A 19,219-nucleotide genomic window follows, 5' to 3' on the forward strand; every position below is an offset into this window, starting at 1 on the left:
GGGTGGTTTTTCTTTTTGGAAAAGAGGAGAATAGATGTACTATTATTATCTCATCACGGTCGCCGTTTTAATTGTCGACCAATTTACAAAATGGCTAGTGGTACAAAATATGGAAATCGGGGAACAAATTACGGTGATTCCTAATTTCCTTTACTGGCTAAGTTACCGAAATAACGGAGCTGCTTGGAGCATTTTAGAAGGAAAAATGTGGCTCTTCTACATTATTACTGTTATCGTTGTCGGCATTATTGTTTATATTATGCAAAAGTATGCGAAAGGTCACACATTATTTTCTGTTAGCTTGGCGCTCATTTTAGGCGGAGCTTTAGGGAATTTCATTGACCGATTATTGCATCAGGAAGTCGTGGATTTCATTGCCACCGTGTGGGGAAGCTATCATTTTCCGATTTTTAATATTGCGGATGCCTCGCTATCAATTGGGGTAGTGCTCATGCTTATTTACGTCTTCTTAGATGATCGCAAAACGAAAGGAACGAATTCATGAAGCTTGAAATTACTGAAGAAATGAAAGGCGCCCGCCTAGATAAGGCACTTAGTGAACTGACCGATTTAAGCCGTTCACTTGTTCAATCGATGCTAAAGTCGGGTGATGTTCTTGTAAATAACGAAAGCGTCAAAGCGAACTATAAAGTGCAAACGGGCGACGTTATCACCTACCAAATTCGGGAGGTCACAGAACTTGTTGCGGAAGCAGAGGATATCCCACTCGATATTTATTACGAAGATCAAGATGTTTTGGTCGTGAATAAACCGCAAGGCATGGTCGTTCACCCGGCAGCGGGCCACATGTCCGGTACGCTTGTGAACGCGCTACTTTATCATTGTAAGGATTTGTCGGGAATAAATGGGGTCGTCCGTCCTGGCATTGTTCACCGTATCGATAAAGATACATCGGGGCTTCTAATGGTAGCGAAAAACGACGCGGCACACGAGTCGCTCTCAGAACAGCTGAAGAACAAGACGAGCGACCGGATTTATTTGGCTCTCGTCCATGGTGATATTAAGCACCAAAAGGGCACGATTGAAGCGCCGATTGGACGAGCAAAAGAAGATCGCAAAAAGATGGCAATTGTTGCAGACGGCAAGGAAGCGCGCACGCATTTTGAAGTCGTCGAACGATTTGGTGCCTACACGCTTATAAAATGCCAACTAGATACTGGCCGGACGCATCAAATCCGCGTTCATTTGAAATACATCGGGCACCCCCTTGCCGGCGACCCGAAATACGGACCAAAAAACACGTTAAAAGGCAACGGCCAATTCTTGCACGCAAGTGAGTTAGGATTTGAACATCCAAAAACGGGCGAGCGCCTGCATTTTAAAGCTCCATTACCAGACGTTTTTCACGAAACCCTCGCAACATTACGCGAATCAAATTGAATATTTTTGGAAAAGAGTGCTTTCGTGGTGCTCTTTTTTGTTCGAGAGTTTTGTGTTATATTGGGGGGGAAGTGCACAGCGATAAAAGGGACGGCGGATTTTAAGATAAAATGGTGTTAAAGTAGGGAGCGATTAAGAGTGACTGGAATCAAGCATGCGCAATTGCATAATGAAAAGAGGCCATAATATGAATCAAAAAAATGTAGCTTTTTTAAAAATTTCATTAAGCATTTTCTTTGTTTTAATGGGCTGTTCAAATACAGCTGAATCTCTGAAGGGAGAGGAGAAGAAAAATGAAGAAAATGTTGTGAAATTTTATCCATCTATTGATAAGGCTACTGCAAATAATACCTTCTCGGTTGCTCTTGATAAAGATAGTTTGGGTGAGCAATTATTATCTTTAAAAGACGACAATCATCAAATCATATTTTTCAAATCTTCTTATGAAAATAAAGATACGATAACAGTGTATAAATACCAATTAAAATTAGACTCAGGACAAGAACAGTATTCAAATCCAACAAATGCAACACAAATTGTCTGGCAGGCGCAGCTGGATTCACAGAAAAAATCAAAACTATCAGATGTAGAAATGATTCAACTAGCCATTAAAATGAACAATCCAAAACAAACTTTTAATTTAAGTCCAGAAACTACGAAGTTGCAATGGGGAATTTCTAAAGCAATAAATACACCAAAATTAAAAATAGACGGGCAAGCCGCAACAAAAGTTATTCCAATTACTTTAGATGGTGACAATGTGTACTTCTGGTATTTTGAAAACCTTACAAGTGCGAATGCTCCTGATAGTATGGAGGTTACATTTTAGGCGAAAAGGAGTATCTTCCTTCTCCTTTCCAAATACACAAAAACAACAATTTAATTGCAAAATAAAAACCATTCTTTTCATCACCCAAAGAATGGTTTTTATATTTGTTTTGATACAACGCATCTTTTTTGGTTTTTGTTTTGCGTGTGGATAAGTCGAGTGTGTGGAAAGGACTGCGTTTTATTTCTGGGTTTAGGCGACCTTCGCGCACGAGCTTTTCACGCTGTATTTTTGCTTTAGATTTAGCCATAAATGCCACTCCTTTACTTTATTCTTTCATCATTATAACATGAATTTATTTTTTTAGGTAAAAAGCATTGACACATATTCTTTTTTCCTGTAAGCTGAAGGAAGTTAAAGAGCACCTTTAAAGGTAGTCCAGAGAGGCTAAAAAGGTAAACGTTTTGTACGGGAAAAGTGTATTTCCCTATACGCATGATACGTATACCCTTCGCCGCTTTGGTGAAGGGTTTTTATATGTAAAGGAGGACATTATGGCTGAAAAAGTAGTCGTCATGGATCAAGCAGCAGTAGGGCGTGCCCTTACTCGTGTCAGCTATGAAATTATTGAGCGCAACAAAGGCGCAAAAAACTTAGCGCTCGTTGGGATTAAAACGCGTGGCATTTTCCTTGCTAAACGAATTGCAGCGCGCATTCAGGAAATCGAAGGCGTGGCAGTGCCTGTCGGGGAAGTCGATATCGCGCTTTACCGCGACGATTTAAGTTTTAAAAACGCAGAAACGCGGGAACCATCTGTAAACGGCTCGGAAATCCCATTTTCCTTAGAAGGGAAAAAGATTGTCTTAGTGGACGATGTGCTATACACGGGGCGAACGGTGCGTGCGGCGATGGATGCGCTAATGGACGTTGGTCGTCCGGAGCAAATTGAGCTTGCGGTGCTCGCTGATCGTGGCCACAGAGAACTACCAATTCGCGCCGATTTTGTCGGGAAAAATGTGCCGACCTCAAAAGAAGAACGTATTGAAGTGCATCTTTCTGAAGTAGATACGGACGAAGATGCCATCATGATACTCAAATAAAACACTTTTTAAATGCAGTCCAGAGAGGCTAGCAAAGAGTGGAGTCGTAGAGCCAAACTCTACCTTTCTAACTCTTTGCCTAGCGCAGGGAGTTTTTTAATTAAAGGAGAGAAAAAAATGTCAGAACAAATCGAAGCAAAGCCAGTACTTGATATACACGAAAAACCTACTTGGAATAAATGGATTGTTTTAAGTATTCAGCATCTATTTACGATGTTTGGCTCAACCATTTTTGTACCAAGTGTGACAGGAATGAATCCCGGCGTCGCCCTTGTATCGAGTGGGCTCGGGACACTCGCGTATTTAGCAATTACACGCGGCAAGATTCCCGCTTACTTAGGTTCCTCATTTGCATTCATTCAGCCACTCACGATGTTTATGTTGGCAGATTCGCCGGGCTCGGTTATGGTCGGAACGTTTTCCGTCGGGGTCGTGTATGCGATTATTTCTTTAATTGTTTACTATGCAGGTGTTGAATGGATTCAAAAAGTCTTGCCGCCACTTGTAGTTGGACCAGTAATTATGGTTATCGGGCTTAGCCTTGCACCAAATGCTGCTGCTATGGCGATGGGAACAAGTAGTGGTGGCGATTATAGCTTCCAGTCAGTTGCTGTTGCGCTGATTACGTTAATGGCCGCAGTGATTGCAATGATTGCTTTCAAAGGATTTTTCGGACTGATTCCGATTTTATTCGGCTTCTTCGTTGGCTACCTTGTAAGCATTCCATTTGGTCTCGTTGATTTCTCACTTGTCAAACAAGCTAGTTTGTTCCAAATTCCAGATTTCACAATTCCATTTATTGATGCTGACCCGGTTGTAACGGCAACGGTCATCATTAGTATGGCGCCACTTGCATTCGTCACGATGGCTGAGCATATGGGGCACCAACTCGTTTTAAACAAAATTACGAACCGAAATTTCTTTAAAGATCCAGGGCTACATCGCTCGCTTATTGCGGACGGAACGGCTTCTGTTATTGCGTCGCTTATCGGTGGGCCTCCTGTTACGACATACGGGGAAAACATTGGTGTGCTTGCGATTACACGGGTTTATAGCGTCTTCGTCATTGGCGGGGCGGCTGTGTTCGCTGTATTATTCGGCTTTATTGGCTACATCAACGCTATCATCACATCTGTACCGCAAGCTGTTCTAGGCGGGATTTCGTTCCTGTTATTCGGTGTTATTGCTTCAAGTGGGCTTAGAATGATGATTGACAACCAAATCGATTTAAATATTAACCGCAACTTAATTATTACTTCTGTCGTGCTCGTTATCGGCATCGGTGGCTTCTTCGTAGAAATCAATTCCGTGAAAATTACTGGAATGGCGATGGCAGCTGTCGTTGGGATTATTTTAAACTTAGTCATTCCCGAGAAGAAACACGCGTAAATGTAAGACCTCTTTTGGAAAAATCTAAAAGAGGTCTTTATATAGAAAAAATGGAAGGTGGCGTTATAAAATGAAACATCTTTTGACGATGGACGAACTAAGTAATGAAGAAATTGAAGGGCTTTTAAACCAAGCGGCTTTTTTTAAAAAAGAAGAAAAAACGAAATTCGAAAAAGAAGTCTACGCTGTCAATTTGTTTTTTGAACCGAGTACACGAACACATACAAGCTTTGAGATGGCTGAGAAAAAACTCGGCATGAACGTGTTAAGTTTTGAGCCTGGTGCCTCTAGCGTAACAAAAGGTGAGACGCTTTATGATACGGCTTTAACCATGCAAGCACTCGGGACGGACATCGCAATTATTCGCCACCCAGCTGAAAACTTCTTCGATGAATTACGCACGCTTGATATGGCCATTATAAACGGCGGTGACGGTTGCGGTGAGCATCCTAGCCAGTGCCTGCTCGATTTATTCACCATTCGCGAACAATTTGGGTACTTCACCGGTTTGAAAGTCGGCATTGTCGGCGATATTTCCCACAGTCGCGTGGCGAATTCGAATATGAAAGTGCTCAAACGACTTGGTGCTGACATTTATTTTGCCGGCCCAGACGAATGGTTCAACAATGAGCTAAGCGCGTTTGGACAGCATATGACGATGGATACGCTCGTTGAAACGGTAGATGTTGTCATGCTGCTGCGCGTTCAACACGAGCGCCACGACGGCGAGGCGATTTTCCATAAAGAAACGTACCATCAAACATTTGGTTTGACGGAAGCGCGCGCAAATAAAATGGGTGAACAAGCGATTATCATGCACCCAAGCCCAGTTAATCGCGATGTGGAAATTGCAGATTCTTTAGTAGAGTCGGCCAAGTCGCGCATTATTGAACAGATGACAAACGGCGTTTATATGCGCATGGCAATTTTGGAAGCAGTTTTAAAAGAAAAAGAAGTGAGGGTGAAAACATGTACATTTTAAAAAACGGACAAATTTTAAACGAAAACGGGGAATTAACGAAGCAAGATATTTTAATAAGCGGCGACAAAATTGTGAAGATTGCTGAAAACATCACGGAAGAAACGGCGACAGTTATTGACGTCAAAGGGAAATTTGTTTCACCGGGGCTAATTGATGTCCATGTGCATCTGCGCGAACCAGGCGGGGAGCATAAGGAGACCATTGAAACCGGGACGAAAGCGGCAGCGAAAGGCGGCTACACGACGGTTTGCTCAATGCCAAATACGAAGCCAGTTCCAGATACGCCAGAAAAAATGGCTGCACTCGTCGAACGAATTCAGGAAACAGCGCGCGTTCGCGTTTTACCATATGGCTCGATTACGAAAGAACTTGGTACGGACGAGCTCGTTGATTTTTCGGGCTTAAAAAGCGCAGGAGCTTTTGCGTTTACCGATGACGGGGTTGGCGTTCAAACGGCTGGTACAATGTACGAAGCGATGAAGCGCGCGGCGAAGCTCGATATGGCGGTTGTCGCTCACTGCGAAGATAACTCGCTTGTCTACGGGGGAGTTGTCCATGACGGGAAGTTCGCGAAGGAATCGGGGTTAAAAGGGATTCCAAATATTGCGGAGTCCGTTCAAATTGCGCGTGACGTTTTGCTCGCCGAAAGAGCAGGGTGCCACTATCATGTCTGCCATATTTCAACTAAAGAATCGGTGCGTGTTGTGCGCGACGCAAAACGCGCTGGCATTCATGTGACGGCAGAAGTTTCACCGCATCACCTGCTACTAAATGAGGAGGACATTCCAGGCGATATTGGCAATTGGAAAATGAATCCGCCACTTAGAAGTCGTGAGGATCAAAACGCGCTTTTAGAAGGGTTGCTTGACGGGACGATTGACTTTATCGCAACAGACCACGCCCCGCATGCGGAAAGCGAAAAAAACGTGTCAATGGAGAAAGCCGCATTTGGCATTGTCGGACTTGAGACGGCGTTTCCGCTTCTGTACACGCATTTTGTGAAAAACGGGGACTGGACGCTCGCACAGCTTACGCGTTATATGGCGGAGAAACCAGCAGAGGTATTTAAGCTTTCGTACGGACATCTTGGTATCGGAGATGTTGCCGATATTGCGGTTATCGATTTAGACAAAGAAGAGGAAATTAATCCGGAGACGTTTTTATCGAAAGGAAGAAATACACCGTTTGGCGGCGTGAAATGTTTCGGATGGCCAGTTTTAACAATCGCACGTGGCGAAATCGTCTACACTTGGGGGGATAAATGATGAAAAGAATGTTAATGCTTGAAGATGGAACTTATTTTATCGGCGATAAGATTGGCTCGGACAAGGAAACAATTGGTGAGGTCGTGTTTAACACGGGCATGACGGGCTACCAGGAAACGATTACCGATCCTTCTTACTACGGCCAGATGATTACCTTCACGTACCCGCTTGTTGGGAATTATGGCATCAATCGCGATGATTTCGAATCGATTCAACCTGTGGTTAAAGGGGTGATTGTCCGTGAAGCGGCTGATTTTGCTTCCAACTGGCGCGAACAAATGACGCTTGATGCATTTTTGAAGGAAAAAGACATTCCGGGTATTGCGGGAATTGATACGCGTAAACTCACCAAAATGATTCGCAGCGTTGGAACATTAAAAGGCATTTTAGCCCCAGCTGATGCCGATAAAGAAAGCTTATTGCATCACTTGCGTTCTGTTAGGCTGCCCTCTGACCAAGTGAGTGAGGTGTCGTCTTCGAAGCCATTTGCGAGTCCGGGCGAGGGGAAACGCGTGGTGCTTGTCGATTACGGGGTGAAAGGTTCGATTTTAAAGGAATTAAATAAGCGCAATTGTCACGTGACAGTTGTGCCTTACGATACGACGGCTGCTGAAATTTTAAACATGCATCCTGACGGCGTGATGCTCTCAAATGGCCCTGGAGATCCAAAAGATGTGCCGGAAGCGAAGGATATGATTTTAGGCTTGCAAGGCAAGGTGCCGCTTTTCGGAATCTGCCTAGGGCACCAATTGTTCGCGCTCGCAAATGGCGCGGATACATTTAAAATGAAGTTCGGTCACCGCGGTGCCAATCACCCAGTGAAGGAGCTTGCTACGGGACGCGTCGATTTTACGGCACAAAACCATGGCTACTCGGTGGATGCAGATTCACTTTTGAAAACCGATTTAGCCGTGACGCATGTTGAATTAAATGATGGCACAATTGAAGGTTTAAAACACCGCGATTATCCTGCTTACACCGTGCAATATCACCCAGAAGCGAACCCAGGACCAAGCGATGTTAATTACTTGTTTGACCAATTTATAGAAATGATGGATTTAGACCGGGAAGGACGGATGGATTATGCCTAAACGCGAGGATATTAAGACGATTTTAGTAATCGGTTCTGGCCCAATTGTAATCGGCCAAGCCGCAGAATTTGATTACGCAGGCACACAAGCTTGCTTGAGTTTAAAAGAGGAAGGTTATCGTGTCGTCTTAGTGAACTCAAATCCAGCGACGATTATGACAGATGCTGAAATGGCAGACAAAGTATATATTGAACCAATCACACTCGACTTTGTGTCGCGCATCATTCGCAAAGAGCGTCCCGAAGCGATTTTACCAACACTTGGGGGGCAAACGGGTCTAAATATGGCAATGGAACTTGCTGGCGCCGGCATTTTAGATGAGATGAACGTGGAAGTACTCGGAACCGATTTAACGGCCATCAAAAAAGCGGAAGACCGCGAGGCGTTTCGTGACCTTATGAATGAACTAGGACAGCCTGTACCAGAAAGCGAAATCATTCATGATTTAGAAGAAGCAAAAACTTTCGTAGCCCAAATTGGTTACCCCGTTATTGTTCGACCAGCTTATACGCTTGGCGGTTCAGGCGGCGGGATTTGTCATGATGACGCGGAACTTGCAGAAATCGTCCAAAGTGGCTTAAAGCTAAGCCCAGTGACGCAGTGCCTACTCGAAAAAAGCATCGCTGGTTTCAAAGAAGTCGAATACGAAGTCATGCGCGATGCAAATGATAACGCGATGGTCGTCTGTAACATGGAAAACATGGATCCAGTCGGCATACATACAGGGGATTCCATCGTTGTTGCGCCAAGTCAGACGCTTTCAGACCGCGAATACCAACTGCTGCGAGACGTTTCGCTGAAAATCATTCGCGCCCTCGAAATTGAAGGCGGCTGTAATGTCCAGCTCGCACTCGACCCAGATAGCTACCAATATTACGTCATCGAAGTGAATCCGCGTGTTAGTCGCTCATCAGCACTCGCGTCAAAAGCAACCGGCTATCCAATTGCAAAATTAGCCGCAAAAATTGCAGTCGGTCTCACACTAGATGAGATTAAAAATCCCGTAACCGGCACGACTTTCGCACATTTTGAACCAGCCCTCGATTACGTTGTCGCAAAAATCCCGCGTTTCCCGTTTGATAAATTTGAAAATGGCGACAGACGACTCGGCACACAAATGAAAGCAACCGGCGAAGTCATGGCCATCGGTCGCACATGGGAAGAAGCGCTCCTAAAAGCCGCACGCTCCCTCGAAATCGGTGCTAGCCACGTGTATTTAGAAGAAGCAGAACAGGCAACAGCCGAGAAGCTCGAACAAAAAATTCGCTTCCCAGAGGACGACAGACTGTTTTTCTTGGCCGCTGCTCTTAGACGAGGGGAAACAATCGAGTCCCTTCACGAAAAAACAAAAATCGATCTTTTCTTCCTGTATAAATTAGAAAAAATCATTTCGCTTGAAACTAAATTAAAAGAGCAAAAAGGAGACCTCGAGGCGCTTTATGAGGCGAAACGAATGGGCTTCTCCGACGCGTTTATTGCGGAGTTATGGGGAACAAGTGAGGCCGCGCTTTACGATTTGCGCAAACAAGAAAATCTGCTGCCAGTCTATAAAATGGTGGACACATGTGCCGCCGAATTCGCCTCTACGACACCGTATTTTTACAGCAGTTATGAAGAGGAAAACGAATCGATTCGCAGTGAGAAAGAAAAAGTCATCGTGCTCGGCTCCGGCCCGATTCGAATCGGCCAAGGTGTGGAATTCGACTACGCGACGGTGCATTCTGTTTGGGCCATTCAACAAGCTGGCTATGAAGCGATTATCATCAACAATAACCCTGAAACAGTTTCCACTGACTTTTCGATTTCCGACAAGCTGTATTTTGAACCGCTAACGCTAGAAGATGTTATGCACGTCATTGAAATCGAACAGCCACTAGGCGTTGTCGTGCAATTTGGCGGGCAGACAGCAATTAATTTGGCGGAAGGGCTAGCAGAACGCGGTGTTAAAATTTTAGGCACCAGCTTAGAAGACATCGACCGCGCCGAAAATCGCGACAAGTTTGAAAAGGCGCTTGAAATTTTGCAAATCCCGCAACCAGCCGGCAAAACGGCCACATCTGTGGACGGCGCGCTTGAAGTCGCAAAATCAATCGGCTATCCCGTTTTAGTTCGCCCGTCATACGTGCTAGGTGGACGTGCGATGGAAATCGTCGAATCGGAAGAGGCATTAATCTATTATATGAACAACGCAGTGAAGGTGAATCCGAAACATCCAGTGCTCGTCGATCGCTACGTGCAAGGTCAGGAAGTAGAAGTCGATGCCATTAGCGACGGGAAAGATGTGCTTATTCCGGGAATTATGGAGCATATCGAACGTTCTGGTGTACACTCGGGCGATTCTATCGCAGTCTATCCGGCCCAAAGTTTAAACCAAAAAGTGAAGCAACAAATTACGGATTATACGACGAAACTTGCGACAGGACTTGGCATTATCGGCATGTTGAACATTCAATATGTAGTGAGCGGCGAAGAAGTTTTTGTCATTGAAGTGAATCCGCGTTCGAGTCGGACGGCGCCGTTTTTAAGTAAGATTACGGACATTCCGATGGCAAATGTGGCAACGAAGGTAATTTTAGGGAAGAGCTTGAAGGAGCTTGGCTTTATGCCAGGACTTGCGCGCGAGAAGAAGGAAATTTTTGTAAAAGTACCCGTGTTCTCCTTCGCGAAATTGCGCAGCGTAGATACGTCACTTGGCCCAGAAATGAAATCAACGGGCGAAGTTATGGGGAAAGATGTGACGCTTGAAAAGGCGCTATATAAAGGTTTTGTAGCAAGTGGAACAAAAATGCATGACTACGGGACGGTGCTCCTAACAATTGCTGACCGCGATAAAAAAGAAGCCACTGCGCTAGCGGAACGTTTCAACACGATTGGCTTCACAATTATGGCAACTGCTGGAACAACGAAAGTGCTGGAAGAAGCTGGCATTCAAGTTTCCGAAGTGAAGAAAATTGGTGAAAATCATGAAACGCTTTTGGATTACATTCGGAACGGACAAATTACCCTTGTGGTGAATACGCTGACGAGTGGGAAAAGACCAGAACGTGACGGTTTCCAAATTCGCCGCGAATCGGTTGAAAATGGCATACCGGTTTGTACGTCACTTGATACGGCGGAAGCAATTTTACGCGTACTCGAATCACGCTCATTTGAACTAGAAGCGATTCAGTCCGTTTAAACAGACGGGAGGAGAAACATGGAAGCGAAAAAGATGGCAGTCATTAGGCAAACTGAAATTGCCGACCGCGTTTTTGAACTGGTTTTAGGCGGAGAAGACGTTTTAAAGATGCAACCGGGGCAATTTTTGATGATTAAACCGAACAGGCAAGATTTGCTTTTAAGGCGACCAATTAGTATTGCGGCGTACGATAAAGAGCGCAGCGAATGCACGTTAATTTACCGTGTTGAAGGGGACGGAACGCGGCAAATGGCACAGTTAGAAGCCGGGGACTCTGCTGACGTTTTAGGGCCACTTGGAAATGGGTTTTCAGTCAAGGAAGATTTAGCGGGCAAGCAGGTGCTGCTCGTTGGCGGGGGCATTGGCGTGCCTCCTTTATACCAGCTAGGAAAAGAACTACACGCGCTAGGCGCAGCGGTAACGTTTGTGAACGGTTTTTCGGCAGAAAAGGATATTTTTTACGAGGCGGAAATGGCCAAGTTCGGAGAGGTCCATATTAGTACGGTCGACGGAACATACGGAACACAAGGTTTTGTGACGGATATTACGAATCAGTTCGACTGGTCGCCTGATGCGGTTTTTAGTTGCGGTCCACGCGCGATGCTTCAGGCCGTTCAAACGAGCTTTCAAGAGGCCGAGGTTTACCTTTCGCTTGAAGAACGCATGGCTTGCGGGATTGGCGCTTGCTATGCTTGTGTCTGCAAAGGAAATGAAGCCGGAAAGCAATTTAAAGTCTGCCAAGATGGCCCCGTTTTTAACGCAAATGAGGTGAAATTATGAATCGCTTAGAAGTGAATATTCCCGGTTTAAACTTGAAAAATCCGATTATGCCAGCTTCTGGTTGTTTCGGTTTTGGACGCGAGTACGCGAATTTGTTCGATTTAAACAAACTCGGTGCGATTATGGTTAAGGCTTGTACGCCAGAGCCGCGTCTTGGCAATCCTACGCCGCGAATCGCGGAAACGCCTAGTGGCATGCTAAACGCCATCGGCTTGCAAAATCCCGGTTTAGATGCGGTGATGAACGAAGAACTGCCTTTCCTCGAACAATTTGATACGCCGATTATTGCCAACGTGGCGGGAGCAACAGAAGAAGATTATGTCACAGTTTGTGCGAAAATCGGTGATGCAAAAGCCGTCAAAGCGATTGAGCTGAACATTTCTTGTCCGAACGTCAAACACGGCGGCATTGCTTTTGGAACAGATCCAGAAGTGGCGCACAGATTGACGAAGGCGGTCAAAGAAGTGGCAACGGTGCCCGTTTATGTGAAACTTTCGCCAAATGTGACAGATATTAAGGCGATTGCCCAAGCAACTTCTGAAGCTGGCGCGGACGGCTTGACGATGATTAATACGCTGCTTGGCATGCGGCTTGATTTAAAAACGCGCAAGCCGATTATCGCAAATGGCACTGGTGGCTTGTCAGGCCCGGCGATTAAGCCAGTGGCAATTCGAATGATTCATGAAGTTCGCACAATCACACAACTCCCCATCATTGGGATGGGCGGCGTTCAAACGGTGGATGATGTGTTGGAATTTTTAATCGCTGGCGCGGACGCGGTCGCAGTCGGTACACTCAATTTTACGGATCCACATATTTGTCCAAAGCTGATTGATGCACTTCCTGCTCGCATGGACGAGCTTGGTATAAGCACGCTAGAAGACTTGAGGAAAGAAGGGGCAGGTAGATGACAAAACCAATTATTGCGCTAGATTTTAGTACAGCAGAACAAGTCGCAGGATTTTTGGGAAAAATAGCAGAAGAGAAATTAGCGCTAAAAGTAGGAATGGAGTTGTTCTATGCGACTGGCCCAGCCTTTGTCGAATCGCTTAAAGCGGAAGGGCACGAAGTTTTCCTTGATTTAAAGCTGCATGATATCCCAAACACGGTGGAACGCGCCATGGCGGTCATTGCGCGGCTTGGTGTTGACATGGTGAACGTCCATGCTGCCGGCGGAAAACGCATGATGGAAGCCGCGCTTTCAGGACTTGTAAAAGGTAGCCAAGGTGGCAAACGCCCGAAACTGATTGCCGTGACGCAGCTTACGAGTACGAGTGAAGCAGACATGCAGCGTGACCAACAAATTCAGACGACGCTTTTAGAGTCTGTCTTAAATTACAGTTCGCTCGCCTACGAATCAGGCCTTGACGGTGTGGTCTGCTCCGCGTTTGAAGCGCATGACATCAAAAAAATAACGCACCCAGACTTCTTATGTGTCACGCCCGGAATCCGCCTAGCAAACGCCGCATCTGATGACCAAAAGCGCATCGTCACACCAAGTGCGGCACGAGAGATGCAAGCGAGTGCCATTGTGGTTGGTCGTCCAATTACACAAGCAGAAAATCCACAAAAAGCATATGCGAAAATTGTAGAGGAGTGGGGAAAATGATGGAAAAAAACACGGCAGAAGCACTATTAAAAATAAAGGCTGTCTTTTTACAGCCAAGTGACCCGTTTACATGGGCATCAGGTATGAAGTCACCGATTTATTGTGATAATCGTCTAACACTAGGATTTCCAAAAGTGCGCAAAATGATTGCGATGCACTTAGCTGAAAAAATTAAAGCTGAATTTCCAGACTGTGAAGTTGTTGCAGGAACGGCAACAGCAGGTATTCCACATGCTGCATGGGTAAGCGATTTACTCAACTTGCCGATGGTATATGTTCGCGGTGAAGCAAAAAAACATGGTAAAGGCAACCAAATTGAAGGACCAATCGAGCCCGGTCAAAAAGTTGTCGTCATCGAAGACCTTATTTCAACTGGTGGAAGTTCGCTAAAAGCAGTAGAAGCCCTTGAAGCAGCCGGTTGCACTGTGCTCGGCATCGCCGCAATCTTTACATATGGCTTACCTGTTAGTGAAAAACGATTGCGCGAAGCACATATTAAACTCGTCACACTGACCAATTACGAAACACTAATTGATGTCGCAATTGAAGAAGGCTACGTCACAGAAAATGAGCGTCAAATTCTACAAGAATGGAATAAAAATCCAGAAGCATTTGGGAAATAAATAAGCATGGATCCAGTAAAAGCCATTTTTAAAATAGCTTTTACTGGATTCATGCTTATTTTTTATTTATGTCCTAAATCTTATACGATTGACAGGATTTTTGCTTCAATTTTCTTTTTTGCTTAAAAACAAAAATCTTAGGAGGGAATATTTTTATAAGCAAAAACTATCACAAAACATATGAAATGCATAAATATAGATATATAATAAAAAATTATTGCCTTTGAAAAATTGTCACAAAAAAAGAATGAAACTGGGAAATTTACACAAATGGGAATCTTTATTCTTTGTTATACTTTGATAAGAAAATACAAATGAACTTAATTTGAAGAAAAGTCATAAAAACTAAAGAGATGAAAAAAATTAAATTATACAGGGATATAATTAAAAAAAAGAAAGATAATCTGATATGTATAGTCTCTTAGTTAAAAATCACTAGAATTAAATCTAAAAATATAGTTCAGAATTTTCGGTAAAGGATGTGAATATCTTAAAAATAATAGTTTGATATTCAAAATCAATCTATAAAGTTATACTAATTAATTTTTAAAAAGGAGAAAAAATATGAATTTAAAACGAGTAGGTATCATTACACTTGCAACTGCTTTGGTTGCTCAAGCACCATTATATGTAAGCGCAGCAAAAGTAGGAGATTCTGAGAAAAAATCAGCAACATTAGAAAGTGATCAAACTTTATCTGCTACTAGTGATTTAACATTAACAGTCGGGGAACCTGTAACGAAAACTCTTCATGTTCAAGACCAAGCTTCAAGTAATAGTGAATGGGGAAGTTATGTTTCTGATGTGAAAGTGATTTTAACCGATATGGATGGAATTAATTATAAGGTAGTATACGGACCTAAAAGTGACGATGGGACTCATTATCAATATTTGGATGTAGTTCTTTCAGGGACTCCTACAAAAGCTGGTGCTGGGAGCTTTAGCCTAGAATATTATGATGGTGCTGGTAACGGTGGAGTATATCCATATACGGTGAATACACAGTCGACGACAACGGTGGAATATGTTGATCAGAATGGTACAAAGATTGCAGATGATACTGTTCAAAAAGGTGATTTGAATACGGCATATACGACAGAAGCAAAAATAATCGACGGCTACACCTTAGATGAAACAAAACTTCCTAGCAATCAAAATGGACAATTTGGTGAAACAAACCAAACTGTAACTTACACGTATACAAATAATCAAAATGCAGTAAATAAAGGAACAGTAGGTATTTCGTTTTATTCTGTAGATGGTAAATGTAAAGAGTTAGTGTCATCACTCAACTTATCATATGCATATCCAGATGGCGTACCAACAGATACTGTGACATTTGGTGATTTAGCAAAAGATGCCACATATAATGATTTAAGATCAGGAACATTAGACTCTGAAATATTATGGAGTGATGTGCTTAGTAATATGGTTGCATATATGAGTGGAGATATAGATGGAGCACAATTTGAAGCTGCTGTTGGGGCAAGTCCAGAAAAATTTGATTTAGATGGAATTGCTGCAAACTTCGAAGGATATGAATTTGATGAAGCCACTTATCAAGAAAATCTAAGTAAAATGGTTACTTTTGAACAAGATGGTGGTAATGTCAATTTACAAGTTCCATTTAAGAAAATAGCAGAAGTTCAAGCAGCAGCAGATGTGACCGTGAAATATGTGGACACAAAAGGAAATGAATTAGCACCAGCGGATACTTTAAGCGGAAATGTTGGCGCGGACTATACATCAGAAGCAAAAACAATTGCTGGTTGGTATTTAAAAGAAACACCTGCTAATGCAACAGGTACCTTCAGTGATAAAGCACAAACAGTCACTTATGTATATCAACAAATTGACAATTCTGTAAAAAGTGAAGTTACCATCAACTTTGTAGATAAAAATGGTAATAAAATTGCTCCTTCTAAAAAGATTTCCGGAGAACTTGGAACTCAGTATAAAGCTGTAGCGGAAGACATTCAAGGCTACAAACTGATTGCTCAAGATCCGGCTAATGCTTCTGGCGTATTCACAGAAGAACCACAAACAGTTAACTTCGTTTACGAAAAAGATGGTGTACCAGCAACGAATAACGGAACTGGCAACGGTCATAACAACTTGAATCAAAAGCAAACTAGTAAAATGGAACTTCCAAAAACTGGAGATACAAGTAGTCCACTTCTTATCTTGTTTGGTGGAGCACTCGTACTGGGCGCATTTGGTTTGTTCTTTAGAAGAAAACAAACGCAACGTTAATTTTAATTGATATAGATTCAACTTTTCTTATAAGCAAGAACATTTATTATCATTTGTCTAACCCATTGAAATGGGACAAGATGAGGAATCCCCCCTTAAGTTGTGCTTTTTATTGCACAGCCTAAGGGGGGATTTTACATATTTTTTATGAGCGATGCACTATAAACCTTTCAGATAAGAATAATTTTAAAATTTAATTTTGTTTTTTCCTAGATTCTACAGAGTTCTTAAAAATGCTGCTATTTCAAGAAATTTAGTACAAAAAGGATTGCTTTTACCTTGCCGGATTTGCCACAACAGTTGGAAGAGGCAGGTCAATTCCGCCAGCCACAAGTGCGGCCCGAATTTCTTTCAATAAATCGCGTTTTACATTGAATTGTTCACCGTTCACAGCTTTTCCAACAACACGAATAATCATGTTTGTTCCGTCTGAATTTTCCACGCCAAGCACAACCGGTGTTTCCACGATGTTTTTATTGTGCTCTTTCATTTCTGTACAAACTTGACCAATAATCTGCATCGCTTTTTCCGTATCGGCGGTTGGACTAATCGCCACATCAACAAGCACACGCATATTTCCGCGCGAATGGTTACTCACGACCATAATTTGGCGGTTTGGAATAAAGTGTAGCGTCCCGTCGAAATCGCGCACTTGCGTCGTTCTGAGCCCCAAGTTTTCCACAATCCCATTCACAGCATCAAGCGTAATATTATCACCAACATCAAGCTGACGTTCAAGCAAAATAAAGAATCCAGTCACTACATCGCTAACAAGCCCCTGTGCCCCAAAGGCAATCGCTAAACTTAGCACCCCGGCACCCGCAATAATTGCCGTCACGTCCATGAAATTTTGCAAAATCAAAATCGCAAAGGTGAAAAATAAAACGTAGCTGTAAACATTAAAAGTCAAGCCTTCAAGCGTGTCTGCCCGACCAGGCGAAACCGCTTGATTGGCGCGATATTTTTTGAAAAAACTTTTAATGATTTTCCGACCGACATAATTTAATACAAAATATAATACAATTAATAGGGCAACGCGTATCCCAATGGAAATAACATTCCCCCAGAAAGCATCCCAATCAATTGTGCTTAACCATTTTGAAAACTGATTCACGATATGTGTCACGTCCTTCATTCTAAATTCTAGTCCATTGTATCAAACGAAGCGCTATCCAGCAACGGAACACATTAAGTGTGAAAAAAAGGTTGCATTTTTTTGTTTTAAAGAGTAAGATAGATTTGAAAAAGTTATTAAATATGCTTTCATGTTACTGTCACGAACAGGCATGGAGAGGTGAAGCTGGTTTTACTGCCGAGTTTTTGCACCCTCCGTGCCTTTTTTATGTCTATTACCAATTGGAAAAGAAAGCATGCTTAGGAGGAATGGATAATGTTTAAAAAAATGTTCAAAAAAGAGAAAGACGAAACGATTTTTGCACATGCAACAGGAACTTTTGTCGCTCTTAACGAAGTACCAGATCCAGTGTTTAGCCAAAAAATGATGGGTGAAGGTATTGCCATTAAACCAACTGATGGCACGATTGTAGCACCTGCTGATGGAGAAATTATTCAGCTTGCTGACACAAAACATGCTTTTGGAATTCGCACAGAACTTGGTCAAGAAATTCTTGTTCACATCGGTCTTGAAACGGTTGCTTTAAAAGGCGAAGGTTTTGAAGTGCTCACGCAAATGGGTGCAAAAGTGAAAAAAGGCGACGCGCTCATTAAAGCCGATTTAGATTTCATTGAGAAAAATGCGAGCAGTACAATCATTCCAATGGTTGTGACAAACAGTGCAGAAGATAAATTTGATTTCGACTGGAAAGCTGTAACCAACACAATTGCTGGCGAAACAGAAGTGTTTGTTTCAAAATTAAAATAAGTTTTGAGTGAGGGAGTTACGGCTCCCTTGCTTAAAAATTGCGATAAGAGGGGGAGCCAACATGAAGATTATTCGGATATTAAATAATAATGCGGTGGTCGTTCGTGATGGTGACCAAGAAAAAGTCGCAATTGGTGGTGGCATCGCGTTTAATAAAAAACGCAATGATATTATCTCGCCAAGTAAAATTGAAAAAATGTTTGTCATGCAAGAAGAAGCGGAACATTTTCAAGAACTATTAAATCGTATCAACGAAGAATATTTTGCTATCTCTGAAGAAATTATTTCATATGCAGAAGCCACTTTAGGCGGAAAGCTAAGCGAGCACATTCATATCGCGTTAACAGACCATCTTGCCTTTTCCATTGAAAGAATAAAAGAAGGCATTATTTTGCAAAATAAACTTTTGAATGAAATTAAAGTATTATATGAAGCAGAATTTAAGATAGGTTTATGGGCGATTAATCATGTGAAAGAACGCTTTGGTCTTGATATGCCAATTGATGAGGCGGCTTATATTGCACTGCACATTCATACCGCAAAAATAGGCTCAGGCGACATTCATGAAAGTGTACGCCAAGCCACAATTATTTCTAGCATGGTTGAAACGATTACGACAGAACTTAACGTCTCCCTTTCAGGCCAAGATATTGCCTATGAGCGACTTATCACACATCTTCGTTTTGTTTTAAACCGTGTAGAGAAAAAAGAATTACATACGATGGACGATGAAATGCTAAACATGATTAAGTCCAAATTTGAATTTAGTTTTAATACCGCGAAGAAGGTTGCACTTCTCTTGCAAAGAGATTACAAAAAAGCCTTGCCTGATGCGGAATTAGGATATATTGCCCTTCACATTGAAAGACTTAGGAGTTTTTGGGGAAATTAAACTTA

At 42.9% G+C, this 19,219-nt stretch carries 18 protein-coding genes; 16 read left to right on the plus strand and 2 right to left on the minus strand.

Translation table 11 applies throughout. The features are described 5' to 3' along the window. Nucleotides 1-34: 34 nt before the first annotated feature. The 3 genes from lspA (at nucleotide 35) to CFS60_RS00425 (ending at nucleotide 2,230) form a co-directional block, all read left to right on the plus strand. Nucleotides 35-505: a signal peptidase II gene (gene lspA, locus CFS60_RS00415; RefSeq protein WP_088808629.1), complete on the plus strand. Its 471-nt coding sequence runs from the start codon at nucleotides 35-37 to the stop codon at nucleotides 503-505. After that, nucleotides 502-1,401, plus strand: a complete 900-nt coding sequence (locus CFS60_RS00420) for an RluA family pseudouridine synthase (protein WP_088808630.1) — start codon at nucleotides 502-504, stop codon at nucleotides 1,399-1,401. Before lspA ends, CFS60_RS00420 begins: the two co-directional genes overlap by 4 nt. Nucleotides 1,402-1,588: 187 nt before the next feature. Next, on the plus strand, nucleotides 1,589-2,230 hold the full coding sequence (locus tag CFS60_RS00425) for a hypothetical protein (protein ID WP_088838680.1): 642 nt from the start codon (nucleotides 1,589-1,591) through the stop codon (nucleotides 2,228-2,230). On the opposite strand, the gene CFS60_RS00430 is transcribed toward CFS60_RS00425, so the two are convergent. Further along, entirely contained in the window at nucleotides 2,220-2,480 is a 261-nt protein-coding gene (locus CFS60_RS00430) for a hypothetical protein (protein ID WP_088838681.1), read from the minus strand. The genes CFS60_RS00425 and CFS60_RS00430 overlap by 11 nt on opposite strands. 244 nt (nucleotides 2,481-2,724) lie before the next feature. Here CFS60_RS00430 and pyrR point away from each other — a divergent pair, with 244 nt between their 5' ends. The 11 genes from pyrR to CFS60_RS00485 all read left to right on the plus strand — a co-directional run bounded on the left by pyrR (nucleotide 2,725) and on the right by CFS60_RS00485 (nucleotide 16,440). Next, entirely contained in the window at nucleotides 2,725-3,270 is a 546-nt protein-coding gene (gene pyrR, locus CFS60_RS00435; RefSeq protein WP_088808633.1) for a bifunctional pyr operon transcriptional regulator/uracil phosphoribosyltransferase PyrR, read from the plus strand. A 117-nt stretch (nucleotides 3,271-3,387) separates the two neighbouring features. Beyond that, complete coding sequence (locus tag CFS60_RS00440) at nucleotides 3,388-4,659, plus strand: solute carrier family 23 protein (protein WP_088808634.1); 1,272 nt, start codon at nucleotides 3,388-3,390, stop codon at nucleotides 4,657-4,659. A 70-nt stretch (nucleotides 4,660-4,729) separates the two neighbouring features. Beyond that, complete coding sequence (locus tag CFS60_RS00445) at nucleotides 4,730-5,641, plus strand: aspartate carbamoyltransferase catalytic subunit (protein WP_088808635.1); 912 nt, start codon at nucleotides 4,730-4,732, stop codon at nucleotides 5,639-5,641. Next, nucleotides 5,629-6,906, plus strand: a complete 1,278-nt coding sequence (locus tag CFS60_RS00450) for a dihydroorotase (RefSeq protein ID WP_088808636.1) — start codon at nucleotides 5,629-5,631, stop codon at nucleotides 6,904-6,906. Before CFS60_RS00445 ends, CFS60_RS00450 begins: the two co-directional genes overlap by 13 nt. After that, nucleotides 6,903-7,997 carry a carbamoyl phosphate synthase small subunit gene (locus CFS60_RS00455; protein ID WP_088808637.1) on the plus strand — a complete coding sequence of 365 codons (1,095 nt, stop codon included), beginning with the start codon at nucleotides 6,903-6,905 and terminating at the stop codon, nucleotides 7,995-7,997. The genes CFS60_RS00450 and CFS60_RS00455 overlap by 4 nt, the downstream gene beginning before the upstream one ends. Beyond that, nucleotides 7,990-11,175, plus strand: coding sequence for a carbamoyl-phosphate synthase large subunit (gene carB / locus CFS60_RS00460; RefSeq protein WP_088815137.1), 3,186 nt, complete (start codon nucleotides 7,990-7,992; stop codon nucleotides 11,173-11,175). Before CFS60_RS00455 ends, carB begins: the two co-directional genes overlap by 8 nt. Nucleotides 11,176-11,193: 18 nt before the next feature. Continuing rightward, nucleotides 11,194-11,955, plus strand: coding sequence for a dihydroorotate dehydrogenase electron transfer subunit (locus CFS60_RS00465; protein WP_088838682.1), 762 nt, complete (start codon nucleotides 11,194-11,196; stop codon nucleotides 11,953-11,955). Then, on the plus strand, nucleotides 11,952-12,866 hold the full coding sequence (locus tag CFS60_RS00470) for a dihydroorotate dehydrogenase (protein ID WP_088808640.1): 915 nt from the start codon (nucleotides 11,952-11,954) through the stop codon (nucleotides 12,864-12,866). The genes CFS60_RS00465 and CFS60_RS00470 overlap by 4 nt, the downstream gene beginning before the upstream one ends. Further along, a complete protein-coding gene (gene pyrF, locus CFS60_RS00475) occupies nucleotides 12,863-13,564 on the plus strand; it encodes an orotidine-5'-phosphate decarboxylase (protein WP_088808641.1) in 702 nt (233 codons plus the stop codon). The genes CFS60_RS00470 and pyrF overlap by 4 nt, the downstream gene beginning before the upstream one ends. Further along, nucleotides 13,561-14,187: an orotate phosphoribosyltransferase gene (pyrE, locus tag CFS60_RS00480; protein ID WP_088815139.1), complete on the plus strand. Its 627-nt coding sequence runs from the start codon at nucleotides 13,561-13,563 to the stop codon at nucleotides 14,185-14,187. The genes pyrF and pyrE overlap by 4 nt, the downstream gene beginning before the upstream one ends. Before the next feature lie 564 nt (nucleotides 14,188-14,751). Then, the gene (locus CFS60_RS00485; protein WP_088808643.1) at nucleotides 14,752-16,440 is read left to right on the plus strand and encodes a MucBP domain-containing protein; all 1,689 of its coding nucleotides are present in this window, start codon (nucleotides 14,752-14,754) and stop codon (nucleotides 16,438-16,440) included. A gap of 274 nt (nucleotides 16,441-16,714) precedes the next feature. On the opposite strand, the gene CFS60_RS00490 is transcribed toward CFS60_RS00485, so the two are convergent. Beyond that, nucleotides 16,715-17,575 carry a mechanosensitive ion channel family protein gene (locus CFS60_RS00490; RefSeq protein WP_179946362.1) on the minus strand — a complete coding sequence of 287 codons (861 nt, stop codon included), beginning with the start codon at nucleotides 17,573-17,575 and terminating at the stop codon, nucleotides 16,715-16,717. A gap of 255 nt (nucleotides 17,576-17,830) precedes the next feature. On the opposite strand from CFS60_RS00490, the gene CFS60_RS00495 reads away from it, so the two are divergent. Further along, nucleotides 17,831-18,322 (plus strand): PTS glucose transporter subunit IIA, encoded by a 492-nt coding sequence (locus CFS60_RS00495; RefSeq protein WP_088808645.1) that lies wholly within the window; start codon nucleotides 17,831-17,833, stop codon nucleotides 18,320-18,322. Nucleotides 18,323-18,383: 61 nt separating this feature from the next. Continuing rightward, nucleotides 18,384-19,214 (plus strand): PRD domain-containing protein, encoded by an 831-nt coding sequence (locus tag CFS60_RS00500; protein ID WP_088808646.1) that lies wholly within the window; start codon nucleotides 18,384-18,386, stop codon nucleotides 19,212-19,214. The last annotated feature ends 5 nt before the right edge of the window (nucleotides 19,215-19,219 follow it).

It is taken from the genome of Listeria sp. ILCC792, from assembly GCF_900186135.1.
GTDB classification, from domain to species: domain Bacteria; phylum Bacillota; class Bacilli; order Lactobacillales; family Listeriaceae; genus Listeria; species Listeria goaensis.